Consider the following 22,592-nt stretch of genomic DNA (forward strand, 5'->3'; position numbering starts at 1 on the left):
ACCGCTTTCAACTCACCGGACGGTTTTCTGATATCGGTCGACGCCTCTTGAAAACGAGCGATCTTCAAGCAGCACGAGAGCGGTGTCGCCGTTTCACTCTGCCACCGCGCTCCAAAGCCTTCGGCTACCATCCATGAACGACTCATGCCTGGCTTCGCTTCAGCGCATCCGCTTCGATCGCTGACCAAAGGTTGTCGAGACCGGTCGCCACCCGCGCCTTGGCATCCGCCAACTCGCCACCCGGGTCCGTCTTGCCAAACAGGTAGAACTTGATCTTCGGCTCGGTGCCCGATGGACGCACGGCAAAGGATCGGCCGTCCGCAAGCTCGACGAAGAGCATGCCTTCCTTCGGCAACTCATCGCCTTCCTCATCGAAGAGGTCCTGTGTCTTGAAATCGCGAACGCGCTCAACTGCCGAGCCATCCACCTCCGTCGGTGGATCATTCGAGTAGGAGGCTGCCAGCGCCTGAATCTTTGCGGCGCCATCGGCGCCTTCCATCACCATCGCCTTGCCACGCTCCTCATGGTAGCCGAACTCCGAGTAGATATCGTCTAGCAGATCCGGCAAAGTCGTGCCGACCGATTTCGCATATGCCGCCACTTCCGCAAACATCACAGCCGCGCCGTTTGCATCCTTGTCGCGCACGAAATCACACCCGAGGTACCCATAACTCTCCTCTCCTCCGAACAGGAAGAAGCGCGAATACTCCAGACGCAGCTTGCGCGTCGTATCCTCGTCCAGCGAACGGTAGTCGCCCTTCTTATCGGCAGGAATTGCGTCCTCATACTTCTTCAGCTTCGAAGCGATGTATTTGAACCCTGTCAGCGTGTTCACCACACCCAGGCCGAACTTCGCGGCAATCGCACTCTGCAGTTCGGTCGTGACGAAGGTCTTCACAAAAATCGCGCGCGCCCGGGTTGCATCGTTCAACCACCCGATATCAAAAGCGGCCTTCGCCCGGTACCAGGCCATCAGCGATCCGATCTGATTGCCTGTCAGCAAGCGCATCACGCCCTTCCCATCGCGGGCCACCACGCCCATCCGGTCGGAATCCGGGTCGGTGCCGATCACGATCTCCGCTCCCTCTTTTTCCGCCAAATCGACTCCCATCTGCAAGGCCGGAGCATTTTCCGGATTCGGTGACGCCACCGTCGGGAAGCGACCATCCCGAACCTCCTGCTCGGGCACGGTCATCACCTCGAATCCCAGCTCCTTGAGCATCGGCACCGTGATCTGGCCGCCCGTTCCGTGAATGCTCGTAAAGACCACCTTCGTGGAAGCTCCCTCAAGCAGGGCCGGCTGCATCAGCAGCGACTTGAGCTTGTCCATGTATTCGCGATCCGCATCCGCACCCAGAATCGTCACCGACCCCTGCTCGGACTCCGGCAGCGCGTCGTAGCGCTCGCTCATGATCGCATTCACTTCCTTGATGATCGCCGAGGCATGAGGCTCGACGATTTGCGCGCCGTCATTGAAATAGGCCTTGAATCCATTGTCGTGCGATGGGTTGTGGCTTGCTGTTAGAACCACACCCGCATCCGCATTCAGCGCACGCACGGCAAACGAAAGCTGCGGCGTCGAGCGCGCATCGTCGAAGAGATAGGCATCGCATCCGAGGTCCGCACAAACCTTGGCGCAGAACTCCGCGAAGTCGCGTGAGAAGTGACGTGTGTCGTGCGCGAAGACCATGCGCGGTTTCCGGCCGGCACCGACATGGGCTTTCACATAGGTGATCATCCCGCGCACCGCACGAGAGACATTGAAAAAGTTCATCGTCGCCGTGCCCGCACAGGGATGCTCCGGCCGATCGTTCGGCCCACCGACTCCCTGCTCCACCTTCGTCACCACCCGCCCGATCGTGCGTCCCCGCAGACCACCCGTCCCGAATGCCAGTGTCTTGAAAAACCGGTCGTTCAATTCCTGCCACTCGCCTGCCTCCGCCAGCTCCGCAATCGCCGCGGCTGGCACCGGGCTGGCGGCGCCGGAAAGCAGCAGGTCGATATTCCTTCGGGAACTTTCAAGGAGGTCTCCGTTCTGGGTGGCTTGGTCGAGAGTCGCTGAGAGGTCGTTCATTTCTGGCTGGATGCTAGCGAGCTTCTCGATCATGGCAATGCCTAGACATGCGAGATGCCTTTGATGCCGCAATTGCCCGGCGACAGCCCCTACCGGACGCCCATACCAATGCGTTCCGCCTGATCGACGACTCTGGCGACCGCTTCCCAGGCATTGAGCTGGAAGAGCTTGCAGGCCATTGGCTGCTATCCACGCGCGACGCCGCCATCCCCGACGACCTGAAGCGCCACCTTCGAGAATCCGGCCGCAGCGTCTACTGGAAACGCCTCGATCAGCACCAGAAAGAGTCGCCCACCCATCTTTTCGGTCCTGCACGGACCGAGCCGTTCACCATTCTTGAAAATGGTGTCCGCTTCGAACTTTCGTTCCAGTCCGGCTACTCTCAGGGCATCTTCCTCGACCAGCGCGACAATCGCCAGACCCTCCGCCAGCGCATGCGCCCCGGTGCCACGCTGCTGAACACCTTTGCCTACACCGGAGCTTTCTCGGTCGTCGCCGCCCTTGGTGGAGCCGAAACCACCACCCTCGATCTCTCCCAACCCTACCTCGACTGGGCCAAGCGAAACTTCGAACTCAATGACATTGCCCCCCCGACCCAGCACTTCTGCAAGGGCGACACCTTCCACTGGTTGCGCCGTTTCGCAAAACAGGGTCGCAAGTTCGACGGTATCGTCCTCGATCCCCCGACTTTCTCCCGCGACAAGGACGGCAAAGTATTCCGGGTCGAGAAGGACTACACCCGCCTCGTCGAACTCGCGGCCGCCTGTCTCGCCCCCGAAGGCGTTCTTCTCGCCTGCACCAACTGTCGACAACTCGAACTCCGAAATTTCGAAAAGCAGATCCGGGCCGGCTTCTCCCGTCGCGTGAAAATCGAATCCGCCCCCATGCCCTTCGACTTCACCGGCGAGCACTATCTCAAGTCGCTTTGGGTCGAATAGGGCGCACTCCAACAAAAAAACACCCGCCGAGCCCTCAAGCTCAAGACGGGTGTTTTTCGAAATCCTACCATCATCCCTTACTCATTGGGCCTCGGTGGCTCGACATCTTCAAGCGGGCGGAACCTTTGAGGTCCCATCTGCAATCGGATTCCGTCGCCAGCGAAATCCATGTTGATGTTCACCTTGTCGATGCGTTCACGGATGTCATCAGGCACTGCCGCCTTGTCCTGTTCGGTATCATACGGCCCTTCCCAGACCAGCTTCCCGGCCTTGTCGAAAACGCGGACTTCCTTACTTCCTTCCACGCTCTTCACTTCGACGCTGCCTTGGTCATCGAGCAAACGAACGCTGCTCTCGGCCTTCAGATGGTCGAAATCGATTCCTCCTCCACCAGCCCGCATTTTCTCCATCTTTTTCAAGATGTCGCGCTGCCAGTCGTCCTGAATTCCCGCACCTTCGTTCAGCTGACCCAGACCGTTCATTCCCTGCTCCATGGCCTGGCGCATCAGGTCGGCGTGCTTTTCAGGAAGCTTGCCGAGCAGATTCTCCAGATCGTCAGCACCGCCAAAGGCCATGCCCGCCTGCGGCAAATCCGGCGCCGCACCGAGGTTCACCGAGAGCTCTTTGCGCTCCCCGCCATGAACCACCTCAAGCTTCACCCGGTCACCCACGGCATGCTTCTCGACCTCGACGCGAACCTGATCGGAAGAACCGACCACCACGCCATTCACACGAGTGATGATATCATTCACCTTCAGGCCGGACTTTTCAGCCGGACCACCCGCCACCAGATCGCTAACGACCAGGCCTTCGCCTGCTGCGAGTTTCAGATGACTGGAAAGGATGTCCGGAACCGGATCCAGAATCACTCCGATGTAGGGACGATCCAGGTCTTCCACCGGCACCGGCACGGCCTTGGGTGCCTCGAGTTCGGGCACTGCCAATTCCACCCTGACTTTCGGACCCGCAGCTTTGCGCTCGGCCGGCACATTCCTTGGCGGAATCGGCTGGGCCTCGACCGGTGGTTCAATCGCCTGCAAGGGACAAGCCATCGCCCCAAGCAACAGGATTTGTCGAAATGATGTCTTCATATAATCAGTTGATACTCTACTACTAGAAGCGCCGTAGTTCGGCGCATTTGTTCAATTTCAATCTATTCTCTCCGGCACCATCAGGTACTCCACCCTCGGCACTTCAACGGAAACTTCCTCGCCCTTCTCATTGAGAAAATTCACCACATCCTTGTAGACGACCCGCACCACACGCATGGGCTTGCGGTCATCCGACCACATCACACCGAGGTCATCCGTGCCACTCACGCCACGATCAAAGGACGCCGGGACAAATGCGCCCGAAGTCACCTTCGAGGGAGCGGCACGGTGATTCACCACCTTCGACTCCTCCTGGGGTGGACTCACCATCAGCGCCGATAGACCTCCGGCCAGCGCCACCGCTGCGGCAGCCGCCCACCACTTCGTGCGCGGGGCCTTCTTCTCTTCCACCACAGCTGAACCTCCGGGAAAGAGCACGACTTTCTCGTCCACGGGAAAGGGAACCTGATTCACGACGCCGGCCAGTCGCTCGGTCAACTCGTCACTCAAGCCCGCCGGCTGCAACTTCGATGTCGCCGCCTCAACCGGACGGCACGCCATTTCTGTCTCCTGCAATGTGCCGGCAACTGCTCCCGTGAAACGATCAAGCAGTGCATCATTCAGCGCGGCCGGACGCATGTCCTGCAATTGCGCTTCAAGTTCCTGGAGGTCGGATTCCATGTCGTGTTTCAAATTGATAGATCACCTTTGCGGCGGGCTCCGCCGAGTTTCTTCTTCAGGGCTTCAAGCCCATAGCGATACCGTGAAGCGGCCGTGTTTGGGGAAATATCGAGCGCCTCACCGATCTGAGCAAAGGTCCGCTCACCCCAAATCTTCATCACGATCACTTCGGAAAACTTGTCAGGCAGCTCTTTCAATCCTGCCTCGATCAGCTCGCGACTCTCATCATCCGACGAGTCACTGTCGAACCACGGATCAAATCGATCGCCCGAGATCCCCACTTCATCCGTCGTCACCAGATCCTCGCGACGGCGCCGGCGGTCATCTTTCCGACCGAGGTCGATCGCGAGACGGCGCAGCGTGGTGTAGAGATAGGGCATCCAGGCCTCCTGGCCACCGGTGAATTCACCCGACTGGAGTTTCCCAACAAGCTTCACCAAGGCATCCTGAAAAATGTCTTCGGCATCCTCGCTCGATCGCGTCTGTTGACGTGCGAAAAGCAGCAGGCGTGGTCCCATTTCCTGCAACCACGCGCGCCACGCGGTTGCCGATGGGGATAGGTTCTTGGCAGGTGATTCAGTCACGGACGATGGATCTTTTCGGGTTTCCATGCTTTGAGCGACACGACGCGATCAATTTGTTTTGTCAATCTCCACGCCCTCAACCCCGGGCTCCCCAAGCCTTGGCCAAAGCCCTGCCTGTCGGAGAGTCCGCAAGTTTCGCCAGCTCACCCGGAGTCCCCGTCGCCACAACCCGACCACCCTCTTTTCCCCCACTTGGACCGAGGTCAATCACGTGGTCTGCCGCCCCGATGACATCCAACTGGTGCTCGACCACCAATACGCTGTGTCCGGCTTCCCGCAATCTCATGAAGGCTCCGAGCAATCGCTCGACGTCGCCGAAATGCAGACCCGTCGTCGGCTCATCAAAGAAATAGAGCGTGTGCGGAGCCGCCGGCTTCGAGAGCTCGACCGCCAGTTTCAGGCGCTGCGCCTCTCCTCCGGAAAGCGTATTCGCCGGCTGACCGAGCCGCAGATAGCCCAAACCGAGTTCTTCCAGCGTATCAAGCAGCCTCTTCAACTTCGGCACCACGCCGAACACTCCCGCTGCTTCGCTCACACTGAGATCCAGCACGTCAGCGATGTTCAGCCCTTTAAAGGTCAGCTCGAGCGTCTCGCGATTGAATCGACGCCCGCCGCATGCCGTGCAGGCCACATAGGCATCGGGCAAAAAGTGCATCTCGATCTTCAGACGCCCCGCCCCCTCGCATTTTTCACAGCGACCTCCCCGTGTATTGAAGCTGAATCGTCCCGCCCCATAGCCCCGCTGTCGTGCCAGCGGCAGCTTCGCAAAAAGCTGGCGAATCAAATCAAAAGCTCCGGTAAAGGTCGCCGGATTCGACCTCGGACTGCGGCCAATCGGCGACTGATCGACAATCACCGCCTTGCCCAGATGCTCGAAGCCCTCAATCGAATCATGCTCCCCCGGCCGATCCACCGAGCCATGGAAATGCCGCTTCAAGGCACGCATCAGAATATCGTCCGCCAGCGTCGACTTCCCACTGCCGCTCGGCCCCGTCAAACAAACCAAGCGCCCCAGCGGAATCCTCACCTCCAGCTCCTGCAAATTATGCTCCCGCGCCCCTTTAATCACGATCTCCTCGTTCAACAACGAAGCCTCTCCTTTCAAAACCGCTATCTCAGCCCTCTTCCCACCCGACTCCAGCCACTGCTTCGTCGGCGAATCATCCCCCAATTCCTCCAGCGGCCCGTTCGCCAGCAACAGCCCACCATGTTTCCCCGCCCCGGGGCCCAGCTCCACCACCCAATCCGCCGCTCGGATGATCGCCTCATCGTGTTCTACGACAACCACCGTATTCCCCCGATCGCGCAAGCGCTTCAAGGCCTCGATCAGCTTCCCGGTATCCTCGGCGTGCAGCCCGATACTCGGCTCATCGAGGACATACAGTACCCCTGTCAGACCGCTTCCCAACTGCGTCGCCAGCCGGATCCGCTGGGCCTCTCCACCGGAAAGCGTGCCACTTGATCGATCGAGTCCCAAATACCCCAGCCCCACCTCGTCGAGGAAACCGATCTTCTCCTGCAGCTCCTCCACCAGCCGCCCACAAATCGCCGCCCGGTCTTCCGGCACCTTCACTCCCTCCAGCCACTCCAACGCCTCTTCCACCGGCAGCTCACAGAAATCCATGATCCCCAGCCAACTTGGCCCCTCGATCCTCACTGCCAGAATCGACTCCTTCAATCGCCGCCCCTCACACACCCGACAAGCCCGCTCCGCCATCACCCGCCCAATCCGACGCTTCACGGCCTCCGACGGCGCCGACATCCACTTCCGCTCCGCCTCCGGACACAGGCCCTCATACTTCTTCAGCTGCTTCTTTTTTTCAGCCCCGACCTTCCACCCGGTGTCGATTTCACCCCCATAAAAAACCAACTGCCGGGCCTCTTCCGGTAACTCCGCAAAACTCGCATCCTCCGCCAGACCATACATCCGCAACACCGCCGCCGCCTCTCGAGCAAACATCTTTCCCCGCTGCGCCTTCGGCTTCCACCAACCCGTCACCGCCCCATCGACCAAGGGCTTATTCACATCGTCGATCAGCAAACTCGGATCGCAAAAGCGCTCCGTCCCCAAACCCTCACACCCCCGACACGCCCCCAAATGGGAATTGAAGGAAAAGTGGCGCGGGCTCAACTCACTGAGGGTGAACCCCGTCTTGGCGTTTCGATAGCTCGTTTGAAACGAACGTTCCTTCCAATCATTCGATCCAAGCGCCTGTGACAACACCTTGGCTTCCGTGCCGCATATTCGTAGCACGGTTTCCACCGAATCCGCCAGTCGCGACGCGACCCCCTCCCTGACCACCAAGCGATCCACCACCACTTCCACACTGGCCACTGCCTCCGGCCACGTCTGCTCCGCCTCCTCCAAATCCAGCACTTCTCCATTCACCCTCACCCGCACGAAGCCCTGTCGCCGTAGATCCCCCAACAACTGCGCGGCATCAGCGGCCTCCTCTTTCGGCACCGGCGCCAGCAAGATCAGCTTCGTCCCCTCCGGCTCCGCCGCCAGCGCTGCCACCATGTCCGCGGAACTCATCTTCTCCAACTTCTCTCCGGTCTTCGGGTCATGCGGAGTTCCCGCCGCCGCCCACAGCACCCGCAGATGCTCGTAAATCTCCGTCACCGTCGCCACCGTCGACCTTGGATTGAGCCCGCCGCTGCGCTGCTCGATCGCGATCGCCGGGCTCAAGCCCTCGATGGCATCCACATCCGGCTTTTCCAGCTGATCGAGAAACTGCCGTGCATAGGCCGAAAGCGACTCCACAAAGCGCCGCTGGCCCTCTGCGAAGAGCGTATGAAAAGCTAGCGACGACTTCCCGCTGCCGCTCGGCCCCGTCATCACAATCAACTTTTCCCTGGGAAACTCCAAACTGAGATTCCTCAAATTATGCTGTCTCGCGCCACGGATCCGGATCACTCCCGTAGCCTCCACCTTCCACCCTAAGCCTGCCAAGCCACAATCACGGACACGGATATCAGGATTCGAAAGCCCAAGGGGATCCTCCCTCGAACTCGATGGCTTTCGATGTCCCGAGGACCATCGATCGCCCGGGCATCTCGACCACCCCTGCCCCGTACACGATCGCCGAAGTCGAGCAATGCCCGTGCGCCATCGCGAGAACGAGCAGGCAAACAGGCGCCTACTCCCCTTGCTTCTCCATCATCTGCTCCGTCATTTTCACCCCCATCATCTGAAACTCCTTCATCTGATCCTGATACTCGAAAAAGGCCTCTTTTTGTGGTTCGCTCAGGAAGTCGACTTCATTCCTCAGCATTGCCTGCTGACTTTCCCAGGACTCCTCGAAGCGCTCACTCAGATTTCCCTTTCCCACTTCCAGGATGGCATTCTTGCCAGAGAAATCCGCGAGTCCCGGCTGGGTGCGAGCCTTATGCATCGCTTCGATCAACTGGGATTCGGTCGTCTCATCCATCGCCGCATTCTTGGCACTCATCGTCGCGCGCAGGCCTTCAAGCTGCTGCCGCTCCGGCAAGCGCTCCTTATAGGACTGATACGCTTCGAAATCTTCCTCGTTGTTCAGGAACGTCTTGATGTCCTCTTCACTCTCCCGGTTGCGCTTGGTCATCTCCTCGACAAGCGCCGCGCGTTCTTCCGCTTTGGCACTCATCAGCTTCATGCTGATCTCCTGCTGATTCATCATCTCCCTACCCAGCAAGTCGCGGAAATGCTTCTCCTCCTCCTCGCTTAAATCCAGCGATTCGACATAATCCTCATACATCATGGCAACCGCCATCTTCACCCCCTGACTCATCATCGATTTCCCGGCGGGATTCTCCCACATCTTGCGGAGGCTCTTGGAAAAACCTTCCTTTTCCTCCTGCAATTCATCGCTCGGATGCTTCTCGCTCCGGCTCAGCGGCCTCTCCCGCTCCGGCAGCCCATCGCCCGAGGAAAGAATGGGATGGTTCGCATCGGCGTGGATCCTGAGCGCTCCCTCTGACTCATGCTTCTCTCCGCCGAGACGCCATTCCTGAATCCCCGCCGTTACCGCCACGGAGCCAAGCACCAAAACCGCCACATGTGAGTTTTTCATTTCCCACTCCTAGACCTCCCTACCCGAAACGTCGACAAGCAAGATCACGGGGTTCTTCCGCCGGCAAACCCCGAGCGAAGCACCCGGGCAGAGCCCTTTTGAAAACGATCGACTCCTCTATCGCCGCCAGGCCCCTACCACGACGCCGAGCCCTCCCACGAGGAAGATCACAGGAAACCAGAGCGAGTAACCCGGCGCCTTGGACTCACCGGCCAGCACTGCGAGTCCGGGGTCGGCACGATTCACATGACAGTCCTGCACCGAGCCTGCGGGATACTTGTCCATCAGCATGGACACCTCGGTTTCGCGGCTGCTCCAGGAGCTTCCGCGCAGCCGGTAGCGATTGCTCTTGTACTCCTGTCCGTCCCATTCGTAGGAATACAGCACTTGGAAGCTGACTTCCACCGGTCGCCCGGGATCCACCTGCCGCTGCTCCATCCCGGATTCAAGAATCACACAGGGGACCACCGGCCAGTGGTCGATCGAGCTTGCCCGCAGATAGCTCCGCCCCATCAGCCAGGTGAACACTCCGCCCGCCAAGGCCAGCATCAACCCGATCACTGTCAGATAAACTCGCGCTCCTGTATTTCGCTCAGCCATGCGCCCTCCCCATAGCCGCTCCCCCAGCCAAGACCAACGCTGAATCTTGACGACCCGACAGTTAGAACCCTCTCCAAGTGAGAAAGAATGGGGAAACAGGACATCCCCCCCTTTAAGAATACCCTTCCCATCGGCCTCATCGCTCTCATCATTCCCCATCAAGTGCCACGAGACTCTTCCGACCTTTTTCAAAACATCCGACGTCGATCGCTAACAGGCATTCTCACGGTGCTCTGGATCATCGTTCCCTACGGCCTGCTCCAGCACATTGCGATCCGTGAAATCTTGTGGGTCAAGCCGAGCGCCTTCGACCTCGCCATCCCGGTCAACTTCCACAGTTTATGGTTCTACCTGACCTTCTACGGCCTACTCGGATGGATCGGTCTGGTTATTGATGATCGAAGCTTCAAGCGATACATTCGAAGCATCTGGTGGACGGCACTCATTTCCCACATCGTCTTCTTTCTGGTCCCGAACGGTGTCACTCGCGAAGCGATCCAAGCCGACTCCGCCCCCCTCGTCTATCAGTGGCTCGTCGCAGCTGATCAGCCGCGCAATGCTTTCCCATCCCTTCATGCCTCCCTCTCGGTGCTCGCCGGGCTGGCCGCCAACGCTTCGAGCTCACTGCACCCGACCCTTAAAATCGCCGCCTGGATCTGGATTGTTGGCATTCTCTGGTCGACCATTGCCCTCCGCCAGCACTACGCCGTCGACCTCATCAGCGGCAGCATTCTGGCTACAATCACCTGGTGGCTCGTCAGCCGCAAACAAGGCTGACGAAGGCATGAGGGATGAACACCCGGGTATCCAAGCTCACCCTCCATCGGGAGGAAACCCCGATGCCTCCACCCACCCCCCTTCTTTAAATTTCGCGGAGTCTCGCGCGTTTTGCTTGCTCATCCATCGCTAAAGCAAACTCACCCGATCACTCCCTGCGCTTTCCCCTTTCCCGATGCCTCGCCCCGGTCTACCAAAGCGGCGTGAGCACTTTCGCCGAACAACTACAGCAGGACCTCAAGGACGCCATGAAGGCCAAGGACAGCCTCCGCCTTGGAGTCATCCGCGCCCTCAAAACCGCCATGACCAATGCCGCCATCGAAAAAGGCGGCCTCGGCACGGAGCTCGATGAAGCCGAATCCACCGCAGTCGTCCGCAAGCAACTCAAACAACGTCAGGACTCGGCCAAGCAGTTCACGGACGCCGGACGTGAAGAACTCGCCGCCAAGGAGAACTCCGAAATCGCCATCCTCGAAGCCTACCTGCCCGCCCAACTTGGCGCGGACGAAGTCGTCGCCATCATCGAGGCGGCCATCGCGGAAACCGGTGCCTCCAGCAAGGCCGACATGGGCAAGGTGATGAAGCTCGTGCAGGAAAAGGTCGCTGGCCGTGCCGACGGCAAAACGATCTCCCAAGAGGTTGCCAAACGCCTGGCCTGATGCCCTGCGCCGCCATCATCGTCGCCTCCGGAAAAAGCCGGCGGATGGGTTTCGACAAACTCGCCGCCGAGCTCAAGGGCGTGTCGGTGCTGCGTCGCAGCGTGATGGCCTTCATGAACGCCCCGGGGATCGATCACGTCATCGTGGTCTGCCCGCAGGAGAGGTTCGACGCCCTGCTGACAGGTGATTTCCCCAAGCCTCTAACAAGAGTCGATGGCGGCAAGGAACGTCAGGATTCCGTAAAAGCCGGACTCATGGCCCTCAGCGCTCGCGACGAACTGGTTGCCGTTCACGATGGCGCACGCCCGCTGGTCAGCGTCGAAGCCATCGAGCTCTGCATCATAGAAGCCCGACAGCATGGAGCCGCTACCCTGGCTCGTCCGATCACCGAGACCATCAAGAAGGCCGACCTCGATCTCTTCAGTCACGAAGGCATTGATCGCAGTTCGCTCTGGTTCACTGAAACTCCTCAGATATTCAAAAGCGAGCTCTTGAGAAGTGCCTACGCCCACATCACGACCCACGGGATGGTCGCCACCGACGAAGTCACTGCGATGGAAGCGCTCGGCATCGGGACCAAGCTCGTGGCCTCTCCGGGCCCGAACATCAAGATTACCCACCAGGCCGACATCGATCTCGCCACCGCCCTGATCTCCTGAATGCAGGCCAATTACCAGATTCTCCGTAGTTCAGCCGGCTTTCGGATCGGCTTCGCCCGACTTCCGGATAGCGAATGCGCAGCCGTGTCGATCCACATTCCCGCAGGCAGTCGTGACGACCCACCAGGGCAGGCAGGACTCGCCCACTTCGTGGAGCACATGATTTTCAAGGGCACCGAGAAGCGTGACGCGCGGCAGATCAGCATCGAAACCGAAGACGTCGGAGCCTCACTGAACGCCTCCACCTCTGAAGACCAGACGGTTTATGAGGCTCGCGGCGATGCCTCCACGCTCCCGCTGCTCGTTGATATCCTGTGCGACATGGTCTGGCACTCGACATTCCCCGAAGACGAGATCCCCCTGGAGCGCGATGTCATTGCGGAAGAAATCGTGATGTACCAGGAGTCTCCCTCCGAACACATCAGCGACCTGATCTCCAAAGCCCTCTGGTCCCCTCACCCGCTGGGTGAGTCTGTCTCCGGCACCCTGGCCAGCATCAGGCGCATCGATCGCAAGGCACTCCTTTCTTTCTCCCAACGCCATCACCGGCGGGAAGACGTCGTCATCTCCGTGGCCGGTCCTTTTGAAGAAGCGGAAGTCCTCCAGCTCTTCGAAGCCCACCTTCCTCCATCCACGCCGCGCGTCGAAGCCCCGAGCTATCAGATTGGCAATCATTCACGAAAGCAGGAGATCGAAGGGCGAGACACCCTGCAGGTCCAACTGGCACTCGGCTACGCCAGCTTCGGCCTCCACGATCCGCGACGCCATGCGCTCCGACTGCTCGCCATGATCCTCGGCGAAGGCGCGAGTTCACGGCTTTTCCAGGAGCTGCGCGAAGACCGCGGCCTCTGCTATCAGGTATGCTGCGATGTCACCCTTTTCGACGACACCGGCGCTCTGGTCATCCATGCCGGCCTCGATCCCGCATCCCGCGATGAAGCGCTTGCCTGCATTTACTCCCAACTCGCCGAGCTCTCTACCAAGGGCCCGAACGATGCCGAACTTGCCCGAGCCAAACGCCTAACAGCAAGCTCCTCACGTGCCGCGATGGAATGCACCGCAGCCCACGCCGAATGGGTCGGCGAATGCCTCATCCAGCACAATCAGATCATCCGTCCCCGTGAGGCGCTTGAGCTGATCAATCAGGTCACGGCGGACGAAATCCGCGATGTCGCCGCATGCTTGTTCGTCCCCGCCAATGAAGCACTTGCCGAGATCAGGCCGGCCTGAGGCGGCAGATCAATCGTCGAAATCATCGGAGAGATACTTCTCAACGCCCATCCCGCTGATCGCCTTGCCTTTGTAAATCAGCGTGAAGCGGCCGCCGGTTTCATTCGCCAACTCGTTCATCGCATCCGCCGCCTTTCCCGGGCATTCCAAAGCAATCGTATCCACCGGGACCGATCCCTTGTTCATGAGGTCGACCTGATTCAGCGTGTAGTCGAGATCCGACGGTTCACCGTCCGAGAGCATGTAAATCGTGTCCGGCTGCGGCGTCATGGAGAACGCCATTTTCAGGGGAGAAAACCACACTGTGCCCCGACCAAGACTCATCCCGCTCACTTCCTTGCTGAAGGCGGCTTTCACCTGATCCGTCGCCGGGTGCCAGGCGATCGGAGGCGGTTCATTCAGGCCGTTCCAGCCATTGTCCTCATGTTTCGGACCTTCCGTTTCGATCGTCCACGCCGTCCGTGCAAAGAACACCACATTGAAAGCCGTCCCCGTTTTGAGGGCACTGATCGAGCGAAGCAGTTCCTTTTTCGCCGCATCGAGACGCGTGCCACCACCTTCCGCATTCGACCTCATCGATTCCGAAAAGTCGACGATGTAGACGACCCGCCTGCCAGGTCGGGGCGTGCCGAAAAACGATGAACCGCCGCCACCATCGCCGTCGCCATCACCAGCGCCAAACCCAGCGGTGAAGTCATCATCGATGCCGAACAAGGTTGTTGGATTCGATTCTTCCGGCATCGGCACATTGACCGGCGCCTCCACGGCGGCCGCGATGACCCGAGCCATCGATGAGCTTGCGCTTGTCGGCTTTGGCTTGGCACCAAGCGCCATGTCAGGACGGTCCACCGGATTTTCTTCCACCGGCGGAGGTGGTGCATAGGCCACAATCGTCTCCGTCGTCCTCTCCGTGAAGTGCAGGGAGATAAAATACAATATCCCAGCAATCAGCCCGATCACGATCAAGGCGACGACTACGGACTGGATCGTGTCAGCCCGCCTTTGACGGGAGAGAAGGACATCCAGCTGCGCTGCGTATTCAGCGACGTGCAGATCGTCGGGCCCTTCGGGCGAAATGAGAAGTTGGGACATGGCAGAGACTTAATGACTCGGCCACTCCATCACAGCGAATCCACCAGTGCCAGAGAAACCTAAAACACTGGCGGTTAAGTTCGTTTTGGGGTTCAGCGGGTCTGGAAATGCAGGCTAATTTGCCGTGCTCCGTTCACCTTGCGGTCATGCAGCGTGATCCCATCGAACTGCTGAAGCGCCTTCAGACCCGCCCTGATCCTCGGCAGCTCTTCCGCGAAATCCTCGGCATCGTTACCTAGGATCACTTCGGCATTGTCCTCAACCAAACTGATCATCTCATCGGTGAACTCCCGAAGGGTGTCCAGATCGAGTTCAAACCAGGCACCCTTCCTCGCTGCCTTCGCCTCCGCGCCGGCACGACCAATCAGATCGAGGGCCTGGGTTCGAGAAGTCGAGGCCACGAACCACTCGTCGTTGAGTGTGACCGATGGCTTCACGTCGTCCGAAAAGGCCGCGGCATCGAAGTACCAGGTGATCACATCATCCTTCTCCGAACTGGTCGGGACCAGCATGTTGATGTCAGGTGATCCGAGTTCCTTGGCTGACTTGAACATCGCACGAAGTGAGAGATCCACCTCCTTCCAGGCATCGGCGAGCTTGGAACGGTCGGTCACAGGAGCGACGAGCGATGCCCGCACAAAACGACCTCCTTCGACCAATTCCTGCGGTACTCCGGGAAATGGTGGCACGGCTGCATTGAGATCGACAACGAGCGCAGCTTCTTCTCCAAGTCCATCAGCAGCAGTACTAAGACCATCGTAGAACTTCAGGAAATCATCGCGGAATAGTTGGTCGAATGCCTCGAAGCCCTGCTTGAACTGCGCGAGATCCCCCTCTTCGATATCCGCCTCCATGAGCTTGCCGGTCAGGGCGTAGGCGGACTCGACCACTACCTTCATCAAGTCGCCGGCACGCTTGCTGTATTCCTCATCGCTCGCCCAGTTCGCGAACATCAGCACCCGGTCTCCTTCGCCAAGCGAGGCCAGCTTGTGATCTGCCGCGTAGTCGATGGCGCCGTTATCGACACCACCAAAGAGATCGAAGCGGGCACCACCATCGATAGTAATCAAGCCCCCGAACGTGCTGGCATCCACCAACTCGAGCAGTGCGTCCTCACGTTCACCGATCATATCAAGCATCGCCACCAGTTCGCGCTCGTCACCCACGCCTTCGGCCGAGGAGACACCATCTCGAATCCCTGCGGCTATTTCTTCCAGTCCGCCGGCATCCAGTGCTTCCATCAGATTGTTGCTCCCGAAAAGAAAGCCGTGGACCGGATGATCAAGATGCGCATCCACGAACGAAATGGCGTCGTTTGCAGCGAGTGAAGTCTCGAGGCTTTCCGCAATCGGACAGGCCTCCACACTCCCGCCGATATAGACCAACAGGTAGTCATCGAGCTTGCCTGTGGCGATGACCAGATTTTTTGTCTGGAGACTCGTCAGGATCTGGTCGGCGTGTTCCTTGCCGATCGTCTTGTCCATTTCGCTGCGATCCGCCTCCATGGCTTCGACAAGCGTCTCACCCTTCAGCAGGAAGCCTTTGAAGCTGGCACTCGCTTTTTCAAACTCAATCGCCTCCCCCATCTCCGGCGGCACGCTACCGAATGCTTGGGAGATTTGTTCTTCCGCCATCGCCATCGCCTCCTTGTCGCTCACCTTGATGCCCGCCAGAACCGGCGGCATCTCCGCACCTTCGATCAAGGGCGTGTACTCGCCGATGTCACTGACCAGATCCATGAGCCAGGTTTCACTGTCATTCATCGACATTAGTGCGGTTTCCATATCACCGCTGGAAACACCTTCGGCCAGTGCCCGGCTCATGGTACGGAACTGATAGTAACCCACCTTCGCATTGAGAATCTGGAGCGACTTGGTCTGCTCGACCGTTCCCTTGCCCGTCGCCAGAAAGATTTCGTTGCCAAGAAACTGCCCGACCATCTCGGCTTGTGGCGCTATTTCTTCCTCGGGATTCATCCCCTCCTCTTCCTCTGCCACATCGATGATGAATTTCCAAAGATCCAGATCGCGCAAATTGCGGACCATTCCCTTGCCATCGTAGAGGGCCATCACCATCTCCGTATCCGAAGAAAGATGTGCCACGAAGCCCAGCTTGGCCGCTCGCTCCTCAGCACTCGCCGCTTCGCCGAGACTCACCACTTCGTCGACCGCTTGATCGACTGCTTCAACGACTTTGGCCGTCTCCTCTTTCTTGCAAGATCCGAAGATCAATGCGGAAACCGGCAACATTACACACCACGCTCGGGACATTTTCATCACTGCCCGGACGCTACGTGCTTTCCCGAAGGACGAGCAATTCCAATTCCCCCTGATTTTCGTAGAAGCGCTGCAAGTCCCGATCCAGCAGACCTCCACTCCACAACTTCGGGCCCGGAATGATTGTCTAAGCCGGGAAAATTGACTCGAGCGTGAACAATCCGTCACATCGGGGGTTGCGGGTGGGCCTCCTTTGTGAAAAATTTCACAAGCCTTCGCGCCATGGCCATTACTACCTCTTCCATCGCTCCGAGCGACCGCTTCCCATTCGACCTCGTCCGCCCGGAACTTGAGATTGTCGAGGCAGCGATTCGCGATCAGGTCCGCGCCTTTGATCCGGCGGTCGAACCCTACGTCAGCTACGTCTGCAACACTTCAGGGAAACGCATCCGCCCCGCCCTTTCGATTCTCGTCGGTGGTGCGCTCGGCAATCTCGGACCGAACCAGCATAAGATTGGCGTCATTCTGGAGCTCATCCACATGGCGACACTTGTCCATGACGACATCATCGACGGCGCGGTGACCCGGCGCATGGTGCCGACCGCAAATGCCAAGTGGGGTGCCGGGCTTTCCGTCCTGCTCGGCGACGCACTTTTTTCCCACGCCCTTGCTCTCGCCACCGACTTTGGTGAAATTTCCATCTGCCGCAAGGTCGGCCAAGCCTCCCGAGAAGTCTGTGAAGGAGAAATCGTCCAGACCCAGCGACGCTTCGATCTCGGCCTGACCAAGGCTGACTATTTCCGGATCATCGAAATGAAGACCGGCGCGCTCTTCGCCGCCGCCTCGGGAATTTCCGCCGCCCTTGCCGGTGCGGATGAAGAAACCGAACAGCGCCTCTACAACTACGGCCTCAAGCTTGGCACCGTCTATCAGATCTACGATGACTGCCTCGACCTCGTGGGCAGCGAAGAAGCCGTTGGCAAAACGCTGCGCACCGATCTCGAAAAGGGCAAGCTGACGCTCCCGATCCTCAACTTGTTGGAATCCGCATCCGAAGGACAGCGGACCAAGCTCAACAAACGGATCATCGAACAACAGCCACTCGACCTCACCGTGCTCGTCGGAATCGCCGAGTATGAAGGAGCCATCGAGTCCGCAGTCGACACCGCGATTGGCATGCTCGACTCCTGCCGCGCCGACCTCAGCGGTCTGCCCGACAACGAATACACGCGCGCCCTCTACCAGATCACTCGCTTCCTCGAATCGCTTCTGGCAAAGTGCCGGAGCTGAATGGGGATCGCCTGTTGATCCCTCCACCCGCCCCGGAGGGACTCCTCTAACTGTCCCAGAGGACAAATGGGCTGCTCGATGCGAGCCAGCCCCATGGGGAATCGAGCCCACTGGGACGATCGGCTCATTTGAGTCATCGGATCCCGACGGCGGGTCGCAGGTCTGTCTCCAAACGGCCGATTCTTCTAAAAAATCCCTTTCACTTCTCCCGATCATCGAAGGTCAGCCACTAAATCTGTCATAGTTTTCACGTTGACCCCCCTACATGATGACATAGGCTTTCGCGCATCGGTTTCCCCTCCCATGCGATGTGTTCAGTGCGCTTCATTCAAAGACAAGGTCCTCGACTCCCGCTTGTCGAAGGACGGTACCACCATCCGCCGACGTCGCGAGTGTCTGAATTGCAACTACCGTTACACCACCTACGAGCAGATCGAGCGGACCGAGCTGCGTGTGGTCAAACGGGACGGAGCACGCGAAGCCATCAACCGGGAAAAGATCCGCAACGGCCTGATCAAGGCCTGCGAGAAACGGCCGGTCTCGATGAACCGCATCGATCGAGCCGTGGACGAGATGCTCTCCGAACTTCACCGGGATCACGTCAGCGAAGTGCCCTCATCCAACATCGGCATCAAGGTCATGGAGAAGCTCCACCAAATCGATCCTGTGGCCTACGTCCGCTACGTTTCCGTTTACCGGCAGTTCGAGGACGTCGGCGAATTCATCCGGGAGATTCAGGCGCTCGAGCTCCGGGCGGCCCGCGACCCGATGCAGCGCCGTCTTTTCAAAGATTAACCATCCCCCCTTTCCCCTTCGAAAACCCCTTTATTACTGACTTCATCGAGTGATCGCACTGATCGGAAATCGACCCGCCATCCAAGTTGGCAAGCACCAGGTCCACGACTATGACACCGCTTGGCTGGCTCATGCCTTGAAACGCGCCGCCATTGCTGCGGATCGCGATGACTTCCCTTTTCTCGACGAAATTTGCAAAGGCGTGGAAGAGTATCTTGAAAGCAAGTGCTCGCTCAGCCTGCTCCCCCTGCAAACGCTCTATGAACGGATGCGCAAGATGCTCGAAAAGATCGGCTGTCATCTGATTGCCGAGCGCCTCGAACCCATCGCTCCCCCGGTCACGCTCTCCCTCCCCCACGCCGCCCGGCGCGCGGGAAACGGATTCGAGCTCGCCTTTTTCGAATGCCTGCGGTCCGAACTCAACGAGCTGCGCGGTGTCGGAGCCGAAGAAATCCGCTTCACTGGACTCAAGGAATCCGTGCTCCTTCTTCGAGGTCAGGAGAAGTGGGACAAGAAGTGCGATCAGCTCCTCACCGAGGTGCGAAACTTCCTCTGGAACCAACATCGCGACTACCACGAGGTCGCCCGACCCCTCCGACTTCAGGTGGAAGGCGAACGAATTGACGAATAATCACCCCTAAAGATTTTCCTCCGACCATGGCTGAGAAGACGCTTTTTGAAAAAATCTGTGATCGCGAAATTCCGGCAAGCATCGTCCACGAAGACGATCTCTGCCTCTGCTTCAAGGATATCTCGCCCCAGGCGCCGGTTCACTACCTCGTGATCCCGCGCAAGCCGATCCCACGAGTTGCCGAAGCCGATGCGTCCGATCAGGCCGTGCTCGGCCACCTGCTTCTGACGGCTTCAAAGGTCGCCAAAAGCGAGGGCTTCGCCGAAAGCGGCTTCCGCCTCGTCATCAACAACGGGCCCGATGGCGGTGAAGCGGTTCCCCACCTGCATGTCCACCTGCTGGCCGGCCGCCAGCTCCAGTGGCCACCAGGTTAGCTTGATCCGCGAATGCCAGGTGAGTGGAGCCGGGGTGGATCGGGTGGGCGGAATGCTTGAATCTGATTCCAAAATCTTCATCCTATCCAACCTGGTCCGGTTTTCCTAAATCCCCCTCCAGCATTCCCTGAAAGTTCGGGTTTATCATTCGGCATCAGGAGCCTACATTCCCGCCGTGACGTTTCGCATCCTCTCGTTTCTCGCTCTGATTTCCGGGCTCACCGCATCGGCCGCCGATGAAGGGGTCCGCGTTTCGGTTCTCGGCTATCACGACTTTTCCGAGACCGAAGAGGAAACCGAGATGAAGATCCGGACCTCGAAGTTCCGACGTCAGATGGAGTCTCTCGAAACCCTCGGCCTCAAGGTGATTTCAATGGAGGATTTCCAAGCATGGAAACGTGGCGACAAGTCGATCCCCGACAAGAGCATCGTCATCACTATCGATGACGGCTGGAAGTCCGTTTACGATGAAGCCTTTCCCGTGCTCAAGGAGTTCGGCTATCCTTTTACGCTCTTTCTCTACAAGAACTACGTCGATGGCGGAGGCAGGGCGCTCACCATTCCCATGATCGAGGAGATGATGGAGCATGGTGCCACGATCGGCAGCCATGCCGTTAGCCACCCCTACCCGGCTCAAGTGAAGAAGTTCCGCCGTGAGGGACCCGATGCTTACGACAAATTCCTGCGCGGCGAGATGGGAGAATCGAAACGTTTCCTCGAATCCAAGTTCGGCAAGGCCGTCACCACCTACGCCTACCCAGGGGGATTCCAGACCACCGAAATGTTCAAGCTCGGCGAAGAGTTCGGCTACGAGCAGATGTTCACCGTGCTTCCCGCCAAGGTCCGGCGAGACACCCCCGATCATTCTGTTCCCCGCTACATCATCCTCGGCACCCACGACCACATTTTCGAGCTCGCCACCGCCTTCAACGACCTACCAGGCATGGCATCGAGCAACGACTCGGCGATCGTCCAGAAGACTCCCTATCCCGTCCAACCCGAACCCGGAGCGCTCATCGATCAGCGCCTGCCGCTCATTTCCGCCGATCTCTCAAAGGCCGGCCCCATCGACCCGGAAACCGTCACCATGCAGATCGGCGGCTTCGGCCAAGTGCCCGCCACCTTCGATCCCGAGTCCGGCACCGTCGCCTGGCAAGTCAATCGCCACCTCCGCAGCCAGGGATGCCAGGTCCAGATCAACTGGAAGACTCCCGAGGGCAAATCTCCCGAAATCCCCCTCCGTTGGAACTTCCGCATCGATCAAGAAGCCGCCTACGTCCCACAGAACTGAAACTTTAAACTCTAAATTTCAAACTCCAAACCCGGCGAGATCATCTCTCGATAACTTGGCGCGCTTTGCGTCTTGGCGTTTCAATCTTCTCTTATCCAACCATGTTTTCATCCCTAAGCGACTCACTCGACAAAACCTTCCGCAACCTCCGTGGCGTCGGAAAAATCTCGGAGAAGAACATCACCGATGCGCTGCGCGAAATCCGCGTCGCCTTGTTAGAAGCCGACGTCGAATACCTCGTCGCCAAGGAATTCATCGCCCACGTCAAGGAAAAGGCGGTAGGCGCCGAAGTTCTCAAGTCGATCAAGCCTGGTGAGCAGATCGTCAAAATCTTCCACGACGAACTCGCCGAACTCCTCGGGGGTGATCAGGTCCCGCTCCAGCTCGACGGCTCCGGCCGCATCCTCCTCTGCGGTCTGAACGGTGCCGGTAAAACCACCACCGCCGGCAAGCTCGCCATGCGTCTCAAGCGCGAAGGCAAGAAGCCGCTGCTCATCGCCTGCGACCTCTACCGCCCCGCCGCGATCGACCAGCTCGCAACCGTCGGCAAGCAAGTCGACGTCCCTGTTTACACACCGGACGCTTCCGAAACCGACGTCGTCAAGGTCGCCCGCGAAGCCCTCACATGGGCCGAGACCCAGAATGGTGATGTGCTTATTTTCGACACCGCCGGTCGTCAGGAAATCGACGAACGTTTGGTCGAAGAACTCAAGCGCCTCCACGCCTTCCTCGATCCGCAGGAAACCCTGCTCGTCGCCGATGCCGCCACCGGTCAGGGTGCGGTCAGCGTTGCCAAGCACTTCGACGAAGCCGTCGGCATCACCGGCATCATTTTGACAAAGCTCGATGGCGATGCCCGCGGTGGCGCTGCCCTCTCGATGCGTTCGGTCACCGGCAAGCCGATCAAATACGCCGGTGAAGGTGAGAAGCTCGACCAGTTGTTCGAGTTCCACCCCGACCGGATGGCCGACCGGATTCTCGGTATGGGCGACGTCGTCGGCATGGTCGAACAGGTCGCCGGCCGCATCGATGAAAAGGACGCCATGAAGTCGATGGAGCGCATGGCCTCCGGCAAGTTCGACTTCTATGACTTCCTCGATCAAATGAAGATGATCAGCAAGCTCGGCGACATGAAGGGCCTCATGGGCCTGATCCCCGGCTTCAATAAAATCAAAAAGCAGATCCCCGACGCCGCCTTCGATCCGAAGCGCATGAAACGTACGGAAGCCATCGTACTTTCCATGACCCCCGACGAGCGCCGTCGCCCGGAAATCATCAAGCCCTCCCGCCGCAAGCGCATCGCCGCTGGCTCCGGCGTGACCATCATCGAAGTGAACCGCCTGCTCAAGCAGTTCGGCGACATGCGCAAGATGATGAAATCACCCAAGAAGATGCAGAAAATGATGGGCCAAATGGGCGGTATGCCCGGCATGGGCGGAGGCGGTGGATTCCCCGGTATGGGTGGCGGAGGCGGCATGCCCGACCTCGGCGACCTCGATGGACTCCTCAAGGGCCTCGGAAAAAAGAAGTAGCAGCTTCAGCCAGCCATGGGAGGATC

Annotated in this window: 20 protein-coding genes; 11 read left to right on the forward strand and 9 right to left on the reverse strand. The window is 59.0% G+C overall.

Going from position 1 to position 22,592, the window contains the following annotated elements; translation table 11 throughout:
• Positions 1-142: 142 nt before the first annotated feature.
• A complete protein-coding gene (locus tag ACFQY0_RS07500) occupies positions 143-2,074 on the reverse strand; it encodes a phospho-sugar mutase (RefSeq protein WP_379710923.1) in 1,932 nt (643 codons plus the stop codon).
• 47 nt (positions 2,075-2,121) lie between these two features.
• Here ACFQY0_RS07500 and ACFQY0_RS07505 point away from each other — a divergent pair, with 47 nt between their 5' ends.
• The gene (locus ACFQY0_RS07505) at positions 2,122-3,012 is read left to right on the forward strand and encodes a class I SAM-dependent rRNA methyltransferase (RefSeq protein WP_379710925.1); all 891 of its coding nucleotides are present in this window, start codon (positions 2,122-2,124) and stop codon (positions 3,010-3,012) included.
• Between the two features lie 77 nt (positions 3,013-3,089).
• Here the strand turns inward: ACFQY0_RS07505 and ACFQY0_RS07510 are convergent, their stop codons facing one another.
• The 6 genes from ACFQY0_RS07510 to ACFQY0_RS07535 form a co-directional block, all read right to left on the reverse strand.
• A complete protein-coding gene (locus tag ACFQY0_RS07510) occupies positions 3,090-4,103 on the reverse strand; it encodes a S1C family serine protease (RefSeq protein WP_379710927.1) in 1,014 nt (337 codons plus the stop codon).
• Positions 4,104-4,160: 57 nt separating this feature from the next.
• Entirely contained in the window at positions 4,161-4,784 is a 624-nt protein-coding gene (locus tag ACFQY0_RS07515) for a hypothetical protein (protein WP_379710929.1), read from the reverse strand.
• Positions 4,785-4,792: 8 nt separating this feature from the next.
• Positions 4,793-5,368 (reverse strand): RNA polymerase sigma factor, encoded by a 576-nt coding sequence (locus ACFQY0_RS07520; RefSeq protein WP_379710931.1) that lies wholly within the window; start codon positions 5,366-5,368, stop codon positions 4,793-4,795.
• A 76-nt stretch (positions 5,369-5,444) separates the two neighbouring features.
• Positions 5,445-8,300 (reverse strand): excinuclease ABC subunit UvrA, encoded by a 2,856-nt coding sequence (gene uvrA, locus ACFQY0_RS07525; protein WP_379710933.1) that lies wholly within the window; start codon positions 8,298-8,300, stop codon positions 5,445-5,447.
• A gap of 208 nt (positions 8,301-8,508) precedes the next feature.
• Complete coding sequence (locus ACFQY0_RS07530) at positions 8,509-9,420, reverse strand: hypothetical protein (RefSeq protein ID WP_379710935.1); 912 nt, start codon at positions 9,418-9,420, stop codon at positions 8,509-8,511.
• A gap of 117 nt (positions 9,421-9,537) precedes the next feature.
• On the reverse strand, positions 9,538-10,020 hold the full coding sequence (locus tag ACFQY0_RS07535; protein WP_379710937.1) for a DUF3592 domain-containing protein: 483 nt from the start codon (positions 10,018-10,020) through the stop codon (positions 9,538-9,540).
• Positions 10,021-10,182: 162 nt separating this feature from the next.
• On the opposite strand from ACFQY0_RS07535, the gene ACFQY0_RS07540 reads away from it, so the two are divergent.
• From ACFQY0_RS07540 to ACFQY0_RS07555, 4 genes are all read left to right on the forward strand, one after another.
• Positions 10,183-10,797: a phosphatase PAP2 family protein gene (locus ACFQY0_RS07540; RefSeq protein ID WP_379710939.1), complete on the forward strand. Its 615-nt coding sequence runs from the start codon at positions 10,183-10,185 to the stop codon at positions 10,795-10,797.
• 203 nt (positions 10,798-11,000) lie between these two features.
• Positions 11,001-11,456, forward strand: coding sequence for a GatB/YqeY domain-containing protein (locus tag ACFQY0_RS07545; protein WP_379710941.1), 456 nt, complete (start codon positions 11,001-11,003; stop codon positions 11,454-11,456).
• Positions 11,456-12,115, forward strand: a complete 660-nt coding sequence (locus tag ACFQY0_RS07550; protein WP_379710943.1) for an IspD/TarI family cytidylyltransferase — start codon at positions 11,456-11,458, stop codon at positions 12,113-12,115. The genes ACFQY0_RS07545 and ACFQY0_RS07550 overlap by 1 nt, the downstream gene beginning before the upstream one ends.
• Positions 12,116-13,345, forward strand: coding sequence for a M16 family metallopeptidase (locus tag ACFQY0_RS07555; protein ID WP_379710945.1), 1,230 nt, complete (start codon positions 12,116-12,118; stop codon positions 13,343-13,345).
• A gap of 9 nt (positions 13,346-13,354) precedes the next feature.
• Here ACFQY0_RS07555 and ACFQY0_RS07560 read toward each other — a convergent pair whose 3' ends face one another.
• Positions 13,355-14,437, reverse strand: coding sequence for a vWA domain-containing protein (locus tag ACFQY0_RS07560; protein ID WP_379710947.1), 1,083 nt, complete (start codon positions 14,435-14,437; stop codon positions 13,355-13,357).
• A 92-nt stretch (positions 14,438-14,529) separates the two neighbouring features.
• Entirely contained in the window at positions 14,530-16,668 is a 2,139-nt protein-coding gene (locus ACFQY0_RS07565) for a hypothetical protein (RefSeq protein WP_379710949.1), read from the reverse strand.
• A 267-nt stretch (positions 16,669-16,935) separates the two neighbouring features.
• Here ACFQY0_RS07565 and ACFQY0_RS07570 point away from each other — a divergent pair, with 267 nt between their 5' ends.
• The 6 genes from ACFQY0_RS07570 to ffh all read left to right on the forward strand — a co-directional run bounded on the left by ACFQY0_RS07570 (position 16,936) and on the right by ffh (position 22,566).
• Positions 16,936-17,943 (forward strand): polyprenyl synthetase family protein, encoded by a 1,008-nt coding sequence (locus ACFQY0_RS07570; RefSeq protein ID WP_379710951.1) that lies wholly within the window; start codon positions 16,936-16,938, stop codon positions 17,941-17,943.
• Positions 17,944-18,246: 303 nt separating this feature from the next.
• A complete protein-coding gene (gene nrdR / locus ACFQY0_RS07575) occupies positions 18,247-18,738 on the forward strand; it encodes a transcriptional regulator NrdR (RefSeq protein ID WP_379710953.1) in 492 nt (163 codons plus the stop codon).
• Between the two features lie 49 nt (positions 18,739-18,787).
• A complete protein-coding gene (locus ACFQY0_RS07580) occupies positions 18,788-19,369 on the forward strand; it encodes a hypothetical protein (RefSeq protein ID WP_379710955.1) in 582 nt (193 codons plus the stop codon).
• Between the two features lie 26 nt (positions 19,370-19,395).
• A complete protein-coding gene (locus tag ACFQY0_RS07585) occupies positions 19,396-19,743 on the forward strand; it encodes a histidine triad nucleotide-binding protein (protein ID WP_379710957.1) in 348 nt (115 codons plus the stop codon).
• A gap of 175 nt (positions 19,744-19,918) precedes the next feature.
• Entirely contained in the window at positions 19,919-21,034 is a 1,116-nt protein-coding gene (locus tag ACFQY0_RS07590) for a polysaccharide deacetylase family protein (RefSeq protein WP_379710959.1), read from the forward strand.
• A gap of 101 nt (positions 21,035-21,135) precedes the next feature.
• The gene (gene ffh, locus ACFQY0_RS07595; RefSeq protein WP_379710961.1) at positions 21,136-22,566 is read left to right on the forward strand and encodes a signal recognition particle protein; all 1,431 of its coding nucleotides are present in this window, start codon (positions 21,136-21,138) and stop codon (positions 22,564-22,566) included.
• The last annotated feature ends 26 nt before the right edge of the window (positions 22,567-22,592 follow it).

Origin of the sequence: Haloferula chungangensis, from assembly GCF_042664875.1 — a bacterium.
Lineage (GTDB): Bacteria > Verrucomicrobiota > Verrucomicrobiia > Verrucomicrobiales > Akkermansiaceae > Haloferula > Haloferula chungangensis.